The 13,516-nt window shown below is 53.4% G+C and carries 10 protein-coding genes; 2 read left to right on the top strand and 8 right to left on the bottom strand.

Going from position 1 to position 13,516, the window contains the following annotated elements:
• The first annotated feature begins 512 nt into the window (after positions 1-512).
• Both JYG36_RS04955 and JYG36_RS04950 read left to right on the top strand, forming a co-directional pair.
• Entirely contained in the window at positions 513-3,959 is a 3,447-nt protein-coding gene (locus tag JYG36_RS04955) for a P-loop NTPase (RefSeq protein WP_213603259.1), read from the top strand.
• Positions 3,956-4,876, top strand: a complete 921-nt coding sequence (locus tag JYG36_RS04950; RefSeq protein WP_213603257.1) for an HD domain-containing protein — start codon at positions 3,956-3,958, stop codon at positions 4,874-4,876. Before JYG36_RS04955 ends, JYG36_RS04950 begins: the two co-directional genes overlap by 4 nt.
• A 108-nt stretch (positions 4,877-4,984) precedes the next feature.
• Here the strand turns inward: JYG36_RS04950 and JYG36_RS04945 are convergent, their stop codons facing one another.
• The 8 genes from JYG36_RS04945 to JYG36_RS04910 form a co-directional block, all read right to left on the bottom strand.
• Positions 4,985-5,839 (bottom strand): hypothetical protein, encoded by an 855-nt coding sequence (locus JYG36_RS04945; protein WP_213603255.1) that lies wholly within the window; start codon positions 5,837-5,839, stop codon positions 4,985-4,987.
• An 88-nt stretch (positions 5,840-5,927) separates the two neighbouring features.
• Positions 5,928-8,828, bottom strand: a complete 2,901-nt coding sequence (locus JYG36_RS04940; protein ID WP_213603253.1) for a DUF927 domain-containing protein — start codon at positions 8,826-8,828, stop codon at positions 5,928-5,930.
• Positions 8,825-9,109, bottom strand: a complete 285-nt coding sequence (locus tag JYG36_RS04935; RefSeq protein WP_213603251.1) for a DUF3077 domain-containing protein — start codon at positions 9,107-9,109, stop codon at positions 8,825-8,827. Before JYG36_RS04935 ends, JYG36_RS04940 begins: the two co-directional genes overlap by 4 nt.
• Positions 9,106-9,369 (bottom strand): hypothetical protein, encoded by a 264-nt coding sequence (locus JYG36_RS04930; RefSeq protein ID WP_249744396.1) that lies wholly within the window; start codon positions 9,367-9,369, stop codon positions 9,106-9,108. Before JYG36_RS04930 ends, JYG36_RS04935 begins: the two co-directional genes overlap by 4 nt.
• Before the next feature lie 570 nt (positions 9,370-9,939).
• Positions 9,940-10,533: a hypothetical protein gene (locus JYG36_RS04925; protein WP_213603247.1), complete on the bottom strand. Its 594-nt coding sequence runs from the start codon at positions 10,531-10,533 to the stop codon at positions 9,940-9,942.
• The gene (locus JYG36_RS04920) at positions 10,530-10,793 is read right to left on the bottom strand and encodes a helix-turn-helix transcriptional regulator (RefSeq protein ID WP_033701417.1); all 264 of its coding nucleotides are present in this window, start codon (positions 10,791-10,793) and stop codon (positions 10,530-10,532) included. The genes JYG36_RS04925 and JYG36_RS04920 overlap by 4 nt, the downstream gene beginning before the upstream one ends.
• 52 nt (positions 10,794-10,845) lie before the next feature.
• Positions 10,846-11,799, bottom strand: a complete 954-nt coding sequence (locus JYG36_RS04915; protein WP_213603245.1) for a hypothetical protein — start codon at positions 11,797-11,799, stop codon at positions 10,846-10,848.
• Between the two features lie 298 nt (positions 11,800-12,097).
• Positions 12,098-13,393, bottom strand: coding sequence for a tyrosine-type recombinase/integrase (locus tag JYG36_RS04910; RefSeq protein ID WP_213603243.1), 1,296 nt, complete (start codon positions 13,391-13,393; stop codon positions 12,098-12,100).
• Positions 13,394-13,516: the final 123 nt, after the last annotated feature.

Genomic DNA, 13,516 nt, shown 5'->3' with positions numbered 1-13,516 from the left:
GCTAATGACGGATCAGTAGCCAGAAGAATGATCAAGCGGGGTTACCACCCGATCGAGTGAGTTCACCCGGTTCACCTGTTCACTAAGCTGGAAACCCTGCTGCTAACAAAGTCCCGCGGGTTCCCGTCCCCGTATCCTTCAGCATACCCCAGGGTCCCCGGGGACTTCCTCCCTCTTCGTACCCTTTCTCTCGAAGTGAATCTGCTCGCTGAAGGTTTGGACTCCACGTGGGGCGTGGGCTCAAGCTCTTCCATCTAAGGGTTTCAGGTGTGACAGGTGTGTCAGCGATCGTAAGCTATTGATTTAAAAGATATAAAATCTTGTCCCCCTGACTGTACGCTCCGTGTAACATTGCCACACGTGCGGATGAGGTGTTAGCAATGCCTCTACGACTTGCGCGCTGTTCGCCGCAGCTGTTTTCAGTGGGTGGCTTAATCGACTTTCCATCCAAGATGCGGTCGTTACAATTGTTAGACACTAAAATTTTGAATTTGCAATGACAAGGAGCTCAAGTGGAAAACAAGGTCAGCGAATTCTGTGAACGTTTATCAAGAGAGCACACGCCGAATTTTTTGGTATTGGGGCAAAACTGCTTAAGCCTTGGTGCAGAATCAGATGTGTTCCTCGACTCTATATTAAAAAAATACAGCGACGAGCACGTAGTAGATGGCGTTGGTTACAACAAAATTTTCAACACTCGCATTCGCAACGATATTGAATCATCCAGAGCCTGGATAAGCGACAAAGCAAACCTTCTAGTAACTCCTACATGGCTAAAGTATATTGCCGAGTTCGCTTGGAGCGGAGTCGCCACATCAACTTTTGACGGGTCCCTGAATCGCGCGTTTCGAAATGAATGGAGAGAAGTTCAACCAATAACATCTCCAGACTTACAACCTCTAGACCCAAGAAACCAAAAGAACCTACACATTACATATCTGTATGGTTCTATCAGCCGCTCCGAAAGAGATCATTCGTCGCCCTTCGATTGGTTTGAGCTGACCTTACGAGCACCAGCCGCAATTGGGTTACTACAGCGTCTACCCGAAGCAATTACTCCACTTGGCACATTGGTAATTGAAGGGTACAACCCAGAAACAGATTGGTTGCAATCACAACAACTTTATCCAATTCTTATGTCACTGGAAAAGGGCCAAGCATTCCTTTTCAGCTGTGGGCAGCAAAAAATTACTGACCCCTTCCTAACACGAGCAATAGAAGAAGGAAAACTCAGCACCTTTGAGCAGTCTCTGGCCTCTGTTATGGCACGGGGAATAGAGCTCGGGATAATTCAACCAGGAACAAAATTCCATTCATCTTCTAAAGATAGAACGCTTACACTCGGTAAAACCGAAGTCCCACTGAACGAAAACCTATGGAATACTGTAAGTCGCTTTGCGACTATATTAGATAGCGATCTTCCTGTTCCATATAAAAGCCAATCCGCAGAAAAAAGATATTCAGAGTTCAGAAAATTTTTATCTGAATCAGGCACAAAACCGTTGTGGTCAGCTTTTTCACAGAATCTGCCTTTTGAAAGAGACTGTGAGGCGACTCTAGTCCGCGCTGCCACCACAAGGTTGCAGGGACAAATGTTCAATGCTGACCCTGTTATTTTCCACGGACAAGCGGGGTCCGGCAAAACAATAGCAATGGCGAGCGTCGCTCTAAAAATTCACAACGAAAGCAAGTATGCGGTTGTTTTTATACCTAGACGAAGTCAAAAATTTAACTTCGCAGACTTGGACGCTTTTTGCCAGTGGGCTGAAGAAAGCGGCTTTCCAGCATCCCTTATTGTATGGGATGGCATGCAAGATCTTGAGCAATACGATCTTCTCCATCAATACTTACTTGGGCGCGGAAGAAAATTCGTCCTACTTGGAAGCGCTTATAGAAACGAGGTAGATGAGCGTGACGGAATAAAATTCATCGAATCGCCATCACTGTTAACAGCAAGCGAAATTCCTCGTTTCAAAAATCACTTATCTTCGTTTGAACCTACGCTTGGCAGTAGTTTAGAGGCTTTCTTGGACGAAGGCGATCCAAGCTTCCTTGTTGCGCTTTACCGACTCCTACCAGAAAGTCGCGGCCAAGTACGAACAGGATTAAACCTAGAAGCGAGTGCTGTCACAGCGGCCATACGCCATAACTCCGAGCAACTTCAACCTGAAGTACAAAGCACCAATATACTAGCGCTTGCCCTAACAAAAGCGGGCGCATTAAATAACAGAATCAGCTTACCTACAGAAGCAAAGCTCATCGCCGGAGAGTGGATATACGCCGAGCAAGAATTAGTAGGCTTAATCTTGGTTCCCGGTAAATTTGGTTTACAGGTACCGATTGAAGTATTACTTCGATCGATGTCTAGAATCGCAATTACCAACTTCCACACAATCTTAGAAGGTCTTGACCTATTCCGCTGGTCAGAGGACTCATCAAACAATTTAACCATTGGCGTGAGACACCCACTCGAGGCGAGCCTCATCGCCCAAGTACGGCTCGGCGGTCCACATGCAGAAGTTGAGTACGCCCTAAAACTTTTGCTGAACACGAGGCAAAATCTAACTCGCAGCGACAACCAAGAAGTTCAGTTCGCCACCGAGTTGATTTTTAATCTTGGACCAAAGGGGCCAGAGGGCCGTATGTACGCCCCTTATTATTTGGAAATAGCCAACGCACTGAAGCAAATCCGGGAAAACAATGGAGTAAAATCGCCAAGACTAATGCTGCAGGAGTCCTCTCTACTTCGAGAAGCGATCGTCTTAAACTTAATCCCTGAAGACGATCTGCCTGGCCGACTCCACCTCCTTGAGCGGGCACAAACAATCTTATCAAGCGCGATTGATGACGTTACGCTCTCACGCAAAACAGCTCGACTTTATGGGATGCTACTTAATGAGCTAGCGTCAATTTTCGGGACCAGAGCCAGAGAATACATAAGAGCTGAAAAAGATACAGGCCTTGTACTTGATGAATTCAACCAAGCGCAAAAAATAGCAATGCGTGCTCGCACACTTATGCCTGAGGACTTCTATCCGATAGACGTGATTTCCTGGAGCACCAAAGACGTCCTAAAACATGCGAACTTGAAGGAGCCTGATCGCATCGAAATCATAGCTGGCATCTTCAATGTATTCTCTCTCTGCGAAGGAAATGAAATCGGGTTCCGCGACAAAGAAAAGCTTCAAAAACGACGTCTTGAATTCAGTGAGCTTCTGAGTGATGAAGACCTGAGAGAAGACTCTCTTCGCGCACTAGCCGCGCTCGGATCGACCGCTGGAATATACCTCCAAGCAATATTTATCGCTGGAGGATTACCTCCTTCTGACACAACACCTGACGAGTCAACCTTAGAAAAACACAAAAGGTCTATAGCCTATCTAGACCAACACTACGACGTTATTAAGCTCGACCCCAAGTGCCTGTATTTGTACTTAAGGTACTGGTGGTCTTCAGAGTCTGGGCTTCCGTTTTTCCCCCCGGAGCGCACTGCAGTACCATTTAACTCTAAGCAATGGAGCAAAGCGCTTGAGATCATCGAGTCACTTATATCGTTAAGCGAAAACTACTCGATCCCAACATTGTTGTACCTACAGGCGATTTGCACATGGCACCTTGGTTATCACGATACGGCCAACGAGCTATGGCGCGAGCTTCAGAGAATATCAGATAGAGTGACTGGACGCCGTAGGGTACTCAAGGCTTATATATCATCTGATGCAGATGGGCTGCCGAAAAAGTATCACGGCACTGTCTTGTGGGTATCCGACGATGGCGGAAAGGGGGAGCTTTTTGTCGAAGGCATTCGCCAGCGAGTTGCGTTCTTCCCTCATGATTTCAAAATGGACGACATCGCGAAAGACGAGCAAATTAGCGATTTCCATATTGCCTTCAACTACATTGCACCAACAGCAGACCCTGCCTATCACTATTCCGCAAATAGCGGAGTTAAAAAATGATCCAGCAGTCCGCTCCGGAAATTATATATAGCGCTCTTACATTACGCGATGAAATAAACGACATTTCCAGCAGACTCGAAGGAGTAGGCGCAGTATTTGGGTCTATTTCACTTCCACTCCCGCGCCTAAGCCCATCTGAGCTTGGCTTCATCCGCGTTGTTTCATGGCTCTACGTTCATTATTTTGAGAGCGGAAAACTAGGAACGGAATTTCTGACAGAACTCGTTGGCGAGTACTCTGTCAACATGGTAGAACTGTCTAAGAGTCACCGCTCTCTCGTTCAGCGCCTACGCACTTACTGCCAACACAATCTAGATCCTAGCCAAAGTCACTCAAAAGAAATAAGGATCGCATGTGAGCAATGGTTTAACCAAAACTGCGGAACCCGCGTCCCCCGCTCAGATGAACACTGGGAAACTATTCTCAGGGTCATCATCCTCGATGCATGTGCTTACCTAGGTTGCTTACGTGACATACTAAGATGCATAGAGACAGACGCTGAAGCCAGCCAAATTATTAACCAATGGACTTTGAGAATTAGTCGCTTTCACGCCCCGCATGAATTTGACGAACTGATAACAGAGGTCGCAGCAGATTTTGGCCGTGAAGGAATCGACCCTATGCGGCTTAGAAAAAGGTATTACGACAGATGGCGAAAAGAATTTGAAGTAAAAACCGACAATTGCGATTTTCATGTAGAAGCAAGAAAGCTTATAGAGCATGTCTTATTATCAGAGCAACAGGAAGTGCTTCCTATCACCGGCAAGGATATCATGGAGAAGTTCAGCATCGCTCCAGGGCCACGAATTAAAGAAATCTTGCTAGAAGCCCGACAAATATACAACACACAACCTTGCAACAAAGAGGCTTTACTTGAGATCATCTCACAGAACTTATTTAACAAAACCGAAGATTAAAACTAATACTTAGCTATGAAATCAACCCCCAGCCAATGAATTGGCTGGGGGGTTCCAAATTACTAACTTTTCACCTTGCCAAACTAATAAGCAGAAGCAGCCCTGCTCTCACCCCTCACAAATCTCCACTATAATTTTCGATGGCGAATATCCTAGGCTCTTCCTCATCAAGTCCTGGTCATTCCAGACAATATGGCTATCGAGCTGACTCATCAGCTTCAGCCCAGCGAAAGCCATTTGCTCACGCCCCATATAACTTTTTGCTGCATATAGTTTTGCCCCAACTTCTAGAAGCTCTTTCGCCGACGCGTCCCATTTTTCTTCGAGCCGCTCAAGAGCCACCAAAATTGCGGATCGTTCAGCTCTGACAAATTCCCGAGCAGCTTCCTCGATATGTGCGTCGATGGTTTCAATCTCCTGTTCCATAGCAGTGATGATAAAAGCTTGACGGCGCTGATGCTCCATTGCCGAGCTCAAAGCCTTCGCCGCTTTCTGCGCGTCATCGGCAGCTTTTTTCTCACCCTCTACATCGCTCCAAGCAACTGCCTGGGCAAAAGCACGCGCTGCAACCTCCTCAGCCCGACGAGCATCAGCAATCATCCTCTCGGATTGGCTCTTGGTTTCCGCCAGCCGTGTGCTCAATACATTACGCTTGCCCTCTAGGTCGTCCTTGTCAGTTGCCCAGTTGCTCATGGTTTCTGTGTACTCTGCCATCAGCTCGGAACTGCTGACTTTTCGGTCCCACCATGCAATGTCCTGATCAATGACGGAGATCTTGTGCTCGATGTTTTCGATTTTAAACTTTGCCTCTCGCAGGCGTATCTGAAAGTCATCGCCGGCCGAAGTCGCGGCGAAGCTTGGATCACTCAGGTGTGCTTCCCACTGAGGGATTTGCCCTTTGAGCTCTTCGAGCTCTGATTGGTGTTGGGTGCGTTCGATGTTCAGTTTGTCAAGGCTTCGCATTTCTTTATCATCCATAGAGGTGAGGTGTGAGTTGAGCGGCTGGCGAGGCCGGACGCGCCGGCGCATGCCTCATGTGGGCTGGCTGCCGTCAGGCCGCCACAGCCTCTGCCAGCGGGACTTCGGTGTTGGGCTCACTCAGCACCACGTAACAACGCTGCATACCCATGCCGGGCAGACGTACGGTGCAGGACGCTTTTCCATCCTTACCGCTCTGTAGAACGCCTCGCTCTATCAACTCGCGGTTCACGGCGGTGATGTTCATGCCACGGAACACCTCCGATCGCCACGCTTCTGGGAGTACGTAGTAGGTGATGGTGGTGTGCATGGCGTCGCCCATGCCGTGCTCCATTGTTTTGCGGAAGCCCAAGCGGTCAATTGTGCGTGGACCGTGTTCATCGATCTTCGCGGCGGTGGATTCCCACCGCGTGAATCGGCTTTCACCAAAGCGCTCGATGACCTGACGCAAGCGCGCCATGATGGCTTCGCCTTCCATGTTTCCTGCGCCGCCGCGCTCAGCTAGCCAGGCATGCAGACAGACGCGTGCCGCAGTGAGTGCCACGCCATCCGGCCAGCCTGTTACGCCCAGGGCGGTGGCCAGCTCGCCAGCAGCCCCGGCCAGACCGAAACGCAACGCCGCACGCTGCACCTGCCCACTCGCCGAAGCGGGGAGGTTCTGTGCGATAAATTGCTCGACGCTGCGGCGCATGATGCTCACCCATCCGGGAAGCTTGCCGGGCGCACACAAGGCCTCTAGGAAGGCGGTGAGCGGCGTCCCGTAGAACTTGCCCACCCGCAGCTTAAGTGCGTCCGAGAGTGCTGCTGCATCCTCGAATCCGCATAGCGTGTCGAACATGCCTAACCCTTTGCTGGCGTTAGCTGGCACCGCCAGCATGCGCACTTCCATACCGGCCTTGAGCTCCTTGTTGGCCTCGGCCATGTGCTGCGCCAGGGTCTTCTCTCCGGTCGAAAGGAACAGCAGGCGCCATTCCTGCACAGACCGGCCTGCTTGCCCGCGATCATTCGCCCGGGCTTTGCCAGTGCCGTTGCCAAGCATATAGACCGTCTCCCCGATGATGCGGGCGTCGCACATACCGATCTCGTCGAGGATCAGCAGTCCATCGGAGTGCGCTGCCGCGATCGACTCCAGGGCGTTATCGGTCGATCGCCAGGAACGGACCAATCGCGGCCCGCCGTACACCGACGCGGCCACCTGCAGGTGCGTGGTCTTACCACCAGAACTGTCGCCGTAGAGGTGAAAACCACCTGACTCGTGCCCCAGTAGGTGAAGCAATGGACCAGCAAAGGCCGTACTGACCACAAACGCCAAGCGATGATTGCCGATGCACAAGGCGCCGATCTGGTTTTGCCACTGCGCCAGTGTGCCCGCCTCGTTGATCGGAGGGAGCTGGGCGCCAGCGTCATAAAAGTGCAGGTGTTCGCCGTGCTGGCCAACTTGGCGATCCGGCAGCAGGAAAGCGTTGTTATGCCAGCCCAGACGGGTGACTAGTCGCGCCCGCTGGGTACTGTCGAAGCCCTGGAGGTAACTCTGGAGATCATTGCGCGCATGCCGGCCCGACCTCGAACCTGCCAGGCGCAAACCCATGTCGACCAATGGGCCCAATACATCTTTGCCGAAGTCCCCCGTCATGGTGCGTGCCGGAATGTTCCAGCGCTTCTTCTCGCCGTCGGGGTCATCGAATTCAACGAGCAGCCCCCAGTTGTGACCCTTCTCATCACGGGTCCGGGCTAGAATCTCCAGGGGCGAGCACACCGGGCGCGCCTCACCATCCTCGGTCGCATAGAACACACCGTCTTCTGTGAGGCGAAAACCGGCAGGGAGCAGGTCACGGTTGGGGCGAGACTTAGGTTTGGCTGGCTTGCCGGACTTCGTATCGGCTGGCTCGACCGTCGGCGGATCGCTCTGAACTACAGCTGAGAACAGTTCACCGCTCTCAGCCAGCAATACCAGGTGTTCGGCAGTCCACCCCCTTTCCAGTGCATCGGCAGCGTCATCACCTTCGAGCCAGCGTCCACCTTTAGCGAAGTGGGGAGCGCCACCTTTGAGCACGGGTTTGCGCTTGAAAGCTGCAAGGTCGACGGTCTGCACCGTGCATCCCAAATCAGCCAGCCTGGCTGCCACGGCCTGCATGCATTTCGCGCCACTGTCATCGTTGTCCGGCCACAGGAGCACCCCACGCCCTTGCAGCGGCGTGAAGTCCGCCTTGTGCCAGGAATTGGAACCGTTCGGCCAGCAGGTGGCCACATGCATGGGCAGAAGTAAGGCTGCCGCATCGGCGGCCTTTTCGCCCTCACACACCACTACCGGCGCATCAGGACGCTCACTCAGCTCTTCCAGACGTAGCAAAGGACGAGGCTCCGCGAGCCCCTGCCAGCGCCATTGGGCCGGCCCGCGATCGCCACGCACGCACCAAGTCAGTGGCGCGAACACCTTCTTGCTGGGCTCACCTTCGGCGCGTTCTTCATCGAAGCGATAGAGCACCATCAATGGCTCGCCCTTGGCGTTGCGGTAGCACCAGACCTTGGACGGGGCACCATGCTGTCGATGCTTGCTGGGGCACTTCGTCATGGCTTCAGCGGGAACCGGCAGCACGGCCTGCCATTCAGCAGCAGCTGGCTTTTTGGCGGGCTGAGGTGGAATGGTCACGCCGGCATCAACGCGCAGAAAGTCCACGAGCTTCTGGCAAGCATCGACATCGGTACCACCGTCGAGGTAGCGCACTAGGTCGATCAGGTCGCCACCTTTATCACCCGTCGCAAAGTCCGCCCATGTGCCTTTGCTCAGGTTGATTTTCAACGAACCAGCGTGCTTGTCATTTCGTGTTGGATTGGGTGCGGTGTATTCCTTGCCACCGTCCACACGCTTGCCGCTGGGTAGCCAATGCGAGAGCACCTGATCGATTTGTCGCAGCGCCTCAGCTTTTACCTGGGCGAAGGTGGGGCGACGAGTATTGCTCTTGACTCCACTCATGCGCCACCGCCTTGGGCAAGTTGTAGCCCTGTGGCGACGTCATCAATGATCGCCTTCGTCATCTCACCGAGGTAATGAGCAGCCCACACCACACTTTCATTTTCATCTTCCATGCCACCCCGAAATGTGAGCTTGTTGATGCAATCCATCAGCAACGAGGCCTGTTCCAACGCCTCTTCGCAGGAAATGCCGGCATTCACACGAAACAGTGGCGCATTCTGCGAATTGCATTGAGCGAAGGTGGCGCCACCGGCGGTATTGATCTGAAGGGTGGTCTTCATTGCGCACCTCCAGCCATCGAGCAACGGGTCGACTGGTCACCATGGATCGCGAGGGTGCGAATCAGCCCCAGCGTCCCGCGGACGTCCCACAGGGCAGCGGCAATGATGTGGTTCGCCAAACGGGGTGTGTCACATTCAAACTGGTCCTCTAGCAACAACAGTACGGCGTTGGCGCGTTCAACTGCACAGGTGATGGCGTCGATGGGAATGCCCGCATCGGCTTGAGTTGGAACACAGAGGAGGTCTTCAGGAAGGGCCATGCTTAGCGAAGTGCTCATTGCGCACCCCCGGTATTCTCCAGGGCGCGAGCTTTGGCAATATGGTCGTTGTAGCGAGCGAGGCGGGTACGAAGGCTGGAGTCGGCGTGCAGAGCGGCGAGAGCCATTGCCCTGTGGGCAGCGGCGCGAATTTTGGACGGATTGAGGGCATGCATCGGGTGTTGCTCCTTGAGTTGAGGAGCCATCACCGCTTGCGGCCAAGCAAGGAATGGTGACGGCTGTACGCGGGTTGGCCGACCGGGACTCAAGGCACCCGGCACACCCGAAGGTGTCCCACGCACAGCCGCCATAACACGAAACTGCGGGCACAAAAAAAGCGCCTGCAATCGTATGGTGGGCGCTTGTGCGCCTTGAGTTGTTCGACCGGCCAAGGTCGGTCGCTGAATTTGCAGCGACGTTCACAGAATAATCGTGAGCGAGCAGAAGCGCAATAGGTGCGCTTACTTGCACAAGCGTGAATGGAAGATTAAATTGAGCAAGCATGAAGAATTACCTCAACGCCCTCGGTAGCCGCCGGGGGCGTTTTCGTTTGAGCAGTGCGGGCCGGTGCTGTCAGTTGCCGGATATCAGTGGGTGCGCTTCGCCTTTCAGCCAGGCGAAGATCCTCGCGTCTTCCTTGCACCGGCGGCGGTACTCCTCAGTGAGCCACTCTTCACGTTTTGCAACGCATTCAGCCACGAAGGTATCCAGGTCTGTTTGATCTCGTCCGAACGCATGGCTTTGTTCGCTGGTGGCTTGCTCTTGCTCCAGGTCGTTCGCTACCCATACGTCCCAAACCTCTAGATCATTCGAATAGGGATAGCTCTCATCGGTGAACCAGTAGGTAACCCATTCGGACAGCTGACTTGCTGTAAGGCCCAAGCGGCGCTGTTTATCCATTGCGAACGGCCCTTCTCCAACAATGGCGGAGAACTCGCGACGGATCCCGTGCTTTCGCATGAAGGCGGGCATTTCCCATGGATTCGCACGTAGCGGGATGGTCAGCCCATCAGGGTTGAAGAAGAACGCCTCCTGTGTTCGGCCGTTCCAGCTCACGCCAGCAATGATCCTGTGGCGCCAGTTGATATCCCCATGCTTGTAGAGGCAGAACGTAGCGCCATATGGATCATGGAATGGGCCAGCGAAGTGATAGCGGCGCACGCTCATGCTGCCACCCGATCACGAGCCTGAATGCGGCTACGCGTCCATGCTTGAACCTCGGAAAGAACCCAGGCTACCGGGGCGCCCCGGGCGGTGCTGTTGCTCAGCTTCACGGGCAGCGGGAAGCCACTCTCGGCCTGCTGCATCAGTTTGTAGATTGTGGGACGGGCCAACCCTACTATGGCCATCACTTCAGTGATGCGTATCAGAGTGGTCTGTGGGTCGCGCCCAGAATGGAGGGAGGTTGCTGCGGAGAAAGTGGTCATAGTCGTGCCTATATCTACAGAGACAGGCACAGACTAAAAACTCAAAAACGAATCAACACGGTCCGCTCGTTTTTCTTTTTTTCCTAGGACCGTACTCTCCCAGCTCTCTTAGATTTTCCCTAATCGTGTCCCGCGTCCCGATTCCCTCTATGCCGACCAGCCTGGACAGCAGTGCCTTAGGTTCAATATCAGGATAGGACTTCTTGATACGCTCAACGGCGGCCCGGGTGAGCTCCCTCTTCTTCTCCTTTCCATCTTGCGTAGCGGTACCTTGCCGACTGTTCCCTCTGCCTGCCAAGCGAGCCCTCTCGGAGCTTTTCACGGTGTAAATTTTGTCGATCATCTTTGGAAAAAAACTACCTGGTTGAAGCTTCCCAGAGCTCAACGCGACTTCAGACTGGCGATAAAGGTCAGCAAGCATCAACACCTTTTCCGACTCACCTACCCACTGGGCAAAAGTCTCTCTGACATCAGCTTCCCTATCCGGTTGAGTACGACGTTGACGCTCAACCAAGGTTTGGAAAAACTCCGAATCATTCAGCCTTAGCCATTCGGCTAAGTCAGGATTGATGCCATAAACGTCGAGCTCAACATTCACCAACCAATCAGCCAGCCTCTGGACAGCGTCCAGCGCTTGCGCAAAGGCATAGCTCGCGGCCATACGAGAACCTGGAATAGCGTCAACTCGGCCTAGTACCTCACGCACTACATCCGGCAGGGAAAAAGACTGGGCATAGCACAATCGCTCGTAAATGAGATCTCGCCGGCTGAACGTCTCATGGATTACCCGCCTAGCTTGAGTCGAATAACATCCTTCTTCGAGCCAATATGAAGCTGCCTCGTTTATGACCTCGAACGCTTGGCGAAAGTGGCCACGAAACTCAGGGAAAAGTGCAGCTTCCGCTACAGCATCTTCCATTACCTGGATCTCATCGAGCAGGCTACTGATATCTGTATTCGCAAGCTCTAACGTGAATTGCTCCACCTCATTTTCGGACCAGATCACACCCCATGCCCCCTTGATCGAAAACTGAGCCTGCGCGATAGATAATCGCTAAGTTGCCGACAGGGTCGAGAGGGTCGAGAGGCAACAATGGTGCGAAACACCATGTAGCGTTGATACACCCGCTTGTCCGCGTGGACCAGCGATGTGTTTCCAGTCCGATGGCTAGGATTTTCAACGGTTCCACTGCCCTCGATACACGAGTTACACATGAAACACCCCGATTGGTGACTGCGATCCACGAGCAGTGACGACCGTAACGCACCGCTGGGTCTCGGTGCCTCACGCGTTTCTTGAAGTCTCAAACGTCGCTCGCTCCAGCATCTCGGTGGGCAAAGTCGTACGGGGTGATTGCTTCCATTCGATTGGCGTCCAAATAATCTGCCCACCACTGCACCATGAGCCTTCGCTCCTGAATGTGTTCTGCTTTGTGAATGTACGCTGCGCGCACCGTGTTTCGTTCCTGATGGCTCATCTGTCGTTCGACGGCGTCTTTACTCCACAGCCCCGACTCAACCAGTGCAGAACAAGCCATTGTCCTGAAGCCGTGGCCGCACACCTCTGACTTCGTGTCATACCCCATGCGTCGGAGGGCCTTGTTGACGGTGTTTTCGCTCATGGGTTTCCAGTGATGGTGATCACCTGCAAATACCAAGTCGAATCGGCCGGTGAGATGTCGGATTCGCTCCAGAACACTAACTGACTGGCGACTGAGCGGTACCAAGTGTGGTGTGCTCATCTTCGAGCCGCGATGGGAGTTCTTCACGCCCTCGATAGGCGCTCTCTCACCCGGGATTTCCCACATCAACCTTCCCATATCGATCTCTCCCCAGCGAGCGAATCGGAGCTCACTGGAGCGGATGAACACCAGCAAGGTTAGCTGCACCGCGAGCTTGGTCAGTCCGCGCCCACTATCGGCATCTATCCGCTGGAGAAGCTCAGGTAAGCGCTCAAATGGCAAAGCAGGCCGATGCGCTGTTTTGCGGGTAGCCGTGGCGCCTTGCAGATCGATCGCAGGGTTGGAATCCAGATGGCCATGCTGAACCGCCATGCGGAGGATGCCCGTCATATACTGGCGTAGGCGTGCAGCCGTATCCAAGGTATCCCGCTTTTCTGCCGCTTTAAGCGGAACAAGCAGATCTCGTGTTTTCAGCTCCGCGATCGGACGATCACCCAGAGTGGGCAACAGGTGGGATTCAATGCGTCGCCAAACGGTGGAGGCATGACCAAGTGTCCACTTACGAGCGCAGGCCGCATGCCATTCCTGTGCAAGCAAACGGAAGGTGTTCGATCGGGCGTTTACCGCTTCCTGTTTGTCCAAGCGCGCCTGCTCAATGGGGTCTTTCCCAGCAGCAAGAAGCTCAAGCGCATGAGCACGTCGCTCCCTGGCCGCTTTCAAGCCGAGCGCCGGATAGTTGCCAAACGTAGCTAAACCATCACGGCCATCAGGTTTGGTGTACTTCATTCGCCAGGTCTTGACCCCTGACGGCTTCACCAGCAGGTAGAGGCCTTTGCCATCGAACAGCTTGTAATCCTTCTCCCGAGGCTTGGCCGCATCACATTTGGGATCGGTGAGAGGCACCACTGTGCGCGCCATAGGGATACGTTTCCTTGTCGAACCGAGATATCCCTAACCATATCCCTAAATCGCGTAGATGCCCAGAGACAAAACGAGACAGACAGAAACAACAAAGCCCGCACTAGGCGGGCTTTGCTGGGT

The sequence above is a fragment of the Pseudomonas sp. SORT22 genome (assembly GCF_018417635.1).
In the GTDB taxonomy this organism is placed as follows: domain Bacteria; phylum Pseudomonadota; class Gammaproteobacteria; order Pseudomonadales; family Pseudomonadaceae; genus Aquipseudomonas.
The sequence above is the reverse complement of the archived record's forward strand: the minus strand, read 5'-3'. Positions and strand labels throughout refer to the sequence as shown.

What these genes read in the sequence shown, in the direction of transcription:
- JYG36_RS04950 (WP_213603257.1), top strand. Translation starts at nt 3,956, where the DNA reads ATGATCCAGCAGTCCGCTCCGGAAATTATATATAGCGCTCTTACATTA.
- JYG36_RS04945 (WP_213603255.1), bottom strand. Translation starts at nt 5,839, where the DNA reads ATGCGAAGCCTTGACAAACTGAACATCGAACGCACCCAACACCAATCA.
- JYG36_RS04940 (WP_213603253.1), bottom strand. Translation starts at nt 8,828, where the DNA reads ATGAGTGGAGTCAAGAGCAATACTCGTCGCCCCACCTTCGCCCAGGTA.
- JYG36_RS04935 (WP_213603251.1), bottom strand. Translation starts at nt 9,109, where the DNA reads ATGAAGACCACCCTTCAGATCAATACCGCCGGTGGCGCCACCTTCGCT.
- JYG36_RS04930 (WP_249744396.1), bottom strand. Translation starts at nt 9,369, where the DNA reads ATGGCCCTTCCTGAAGACCTCCTCTGTGTTCCAACTCAAGCCGATGCG.
- JYG36_RS04925 (WP_213603247.1), bottom strand. Translation starts at nt 10,533, where the DNA reads ATGAGCGTGCGCCGCTATCACTTCGCTGGCCCATTCCATGATCCATAT.
- JYG36_RS04920 (WP_033701417.1), bottom strand. Translation starts at nt 10,793, where the DNA reads ATGACCACTTTCTCCGCAGCAACCTCCCTCCATTCTGGGCGCGACCCA.
- JYG36_RS04910 (WP_213603243.1), bottom strand. Translation starts at nt 13,393, where the DNA reads ATGGCGCGCACAGTGGTGCCTCTCACCGATCCCAAATGTGATGCGGCC.